Source organism: Methylobacterium sp. J-001, assembly GCF_022829565.1.
GTDB lineage: Bacteria > Pseudomonadota > Alphaproteobacteria > Rhizobiales > Beijerinckiaceae > Methylobacterium.
Genome location: NZ_JAKSYN010000128.1, coordinates 1 through 1,926, shown reverse-complemented (window position 1 = coordinate 1,926; position 1,926 = coordinate 1). Strand labels below are relative to the sequence as shown.

The 1,926-nt window shown below is 69.9% G+C and carries 3 protein-coding genes; all 3 read left to right on the top strand.

Annotated elements, in window-relative coordinates:
* Positions 1-548, top strand: a 548-nt coding sequence (locus MKK65_RS14955; RefSeq protein ID WP_243958578.1) for a sensor histidine kinase, incomplete at its 5' end; no start/stop codon positions are given.
* Between the two features lie 205 nt (positions 549-753).
* Positions 754-1,605, top strand: coding sequence for a GAF domain-containing protein (locus tag MKK65_RS14950; RefSeq protein ID WP_243958577.1), 852 nt, complete (start codon positions 754-756; stop codon positions 1,603-1,605).
* Positions 1,606-1,608: 3 nt separating this feature from the next.
* Positions 1,609-1,926: PAS domain S-box protein (locus MKK65_RS31380; RefSeq protein WP_243958576.1), on the top strand; the 318-nt coding region annotated here is incomplete at its 3' end.

Here is a 1,926-nt window from a genome sequence, read left to right as displayed (position 1 = left end):
CGCTGGCGCGCCAATCGGCCAAGGGCGGTGAGGGACAGGCGGTGCAACTCGAAGCGCGCATCCTTTCCCTGTCGAAGACCCACGACCTGCTCACCCGCGAGGACTGGAGCGGCGCCACCTTGAATGAGGTGTTGGAGAACGAGCTGTCACCCTACCGCGCCGGGTGTGACCACATCGTCCTCGACGGGCCCGAGGTGGCGCTGCCGCCGCGCCACGTCCTGGCGCTCGGTATGACCGTGCACGAGCTGACGACCAACGCAGCCAAGTACGGGGCGCTGTCGACGGCGGACGGTCGGGTCGAGGTAAGCTGGCGGGTGGATCGAAGCGAGACGGGAGCGGCGTGGTTACGCCTGACCTGGCGGGAAAGCGGCGGTCCGGCGGTCGCCCCACCGGCGCGCCGCGGGTTCGGGACGCGGCTGATCGCCGGCGGCGTCGGGCGCGAGCTGGCCGGGGACGTCGATCTGGACTTCGACGTGGAGGGCCTGCGTTGCCGGATCGATGTGCCGCTGGCCGAGGTCGGCAGCCGTATGCTCGCGCCGACGCGGTAGCCTCACCCCACCGGTGAGGGTGATGAGCCGCGGGCTCACCGCGCCGTGGCACCCCAGGGATAGCTACAACGGAAGCGATAACGATCGGAGACAAATCATGCCGCCGCGGCAGTAACTTGGCGGGGGGTAGCTGTTCGGGCTACAGCTCAGCTTGGTCTATCTCGGCCGTGCTCAGCATCCTTCCCCCGTCGCCCTCCGCGGACGCATGACGATCGCCCCTCCTGAGCCCGACCGTCTACACGCCCTGGCCGATTACGCGGTGATGGGCACGCCATCGGAGAAAGGGTTCGATGATCTCGCCAGGATCGCGGCCCTGCTGTGCGGGGTGCCGACCGCACTCGTGACCCTGGTCGACGATCAGCGGCAGTTCTTCAAGGCGCGAGCGGGCTTCGACGTTGGATGCGAGGCGCCGCTCGATGTCGGGTTCTGTCCGCTGGTGGTCAGGGCCGAGGCGCCGCTCATCATCCGCGACACGCGCGAGGAGGGCCACGCCGATAACGCGGCCGTGGCCGAGGGCGGGGTCCGCTTCTACGCCGGCATGCCGCTGCGAACCGCCGCGGGCGCGGTGCTCGGCACGCTGTGCGTGCTCGATCGGCAGCCGCGCCCGGAAGGACTGACACCGGGGCAGTCCGAAGGATTGGAGCGGCTGGCCGAACAGGTCGTCGACCAACTCGAACTGCGCCGTGCCCTGAGCGAGCGCGAGCGCCTGCTCGCCGAACAGCGGGTGGCGACGCAGCAGCGACGCACCTACAGCCAGATCCAGGACGCGATCGCAGCGAGCGGCGGCGATCTCGACACCATCCTCGACGCCCTGATCGAAGGGGCGATGCGCGCCGTGCCCGCGGCCGAGGGCGGCGTCCTGGAATTACTCGACGGCGAGGAGCTGGAGTACCGCACCGTCGGCGGCACCCTGACCCAGCATCGGGGCGTGCGCGTGCCGCTGGACGGCAGCACGTCCGGCGCCTGCGCCCGGGCCAACGAGCCGATCCTGCTGGCCGATGCCCTGCTCGACCCGCGGGTGAAGGCCGATGCTCGCGCGCTCATAGACCTTCGCTAGGCCGTGCACGCGACGGTCAACCGTGGCGGCAAGGTGCTCAGCGTGCTCAAGCTACCGTCGAGCAAACCGGACGCGTTCACCGAGCGCGATCTCGAAGTGGTCAGAAGCTTCGCCGGCTTGGCCACCGTCGGGCTGACCGAGGCGAGCGAGATCGCGGCGCAGCGCACGGTGCGCGCGAGTGAGGCGCGCTACCGCGCCGTGTTCGAGAGCGCGATCGACTACGCGATCATCGTGCTCGATCTGAAGGGGAACGTCATCGACTGGAACGCCGGCGCTACCCGGATCCTGGGCTGGACCCCGAGCGACGTCTGCGGGAAGCCT

Excerpts from the sequence above, each read along its gene's own strand:
- MKK65_RS14950 (WP_243958577.1), top strand. The coding sequence starts at position 754 with ATGACGATCGCCCCTCCTGAGCCCGACCGTCTACACGCCCTGGCCGAT.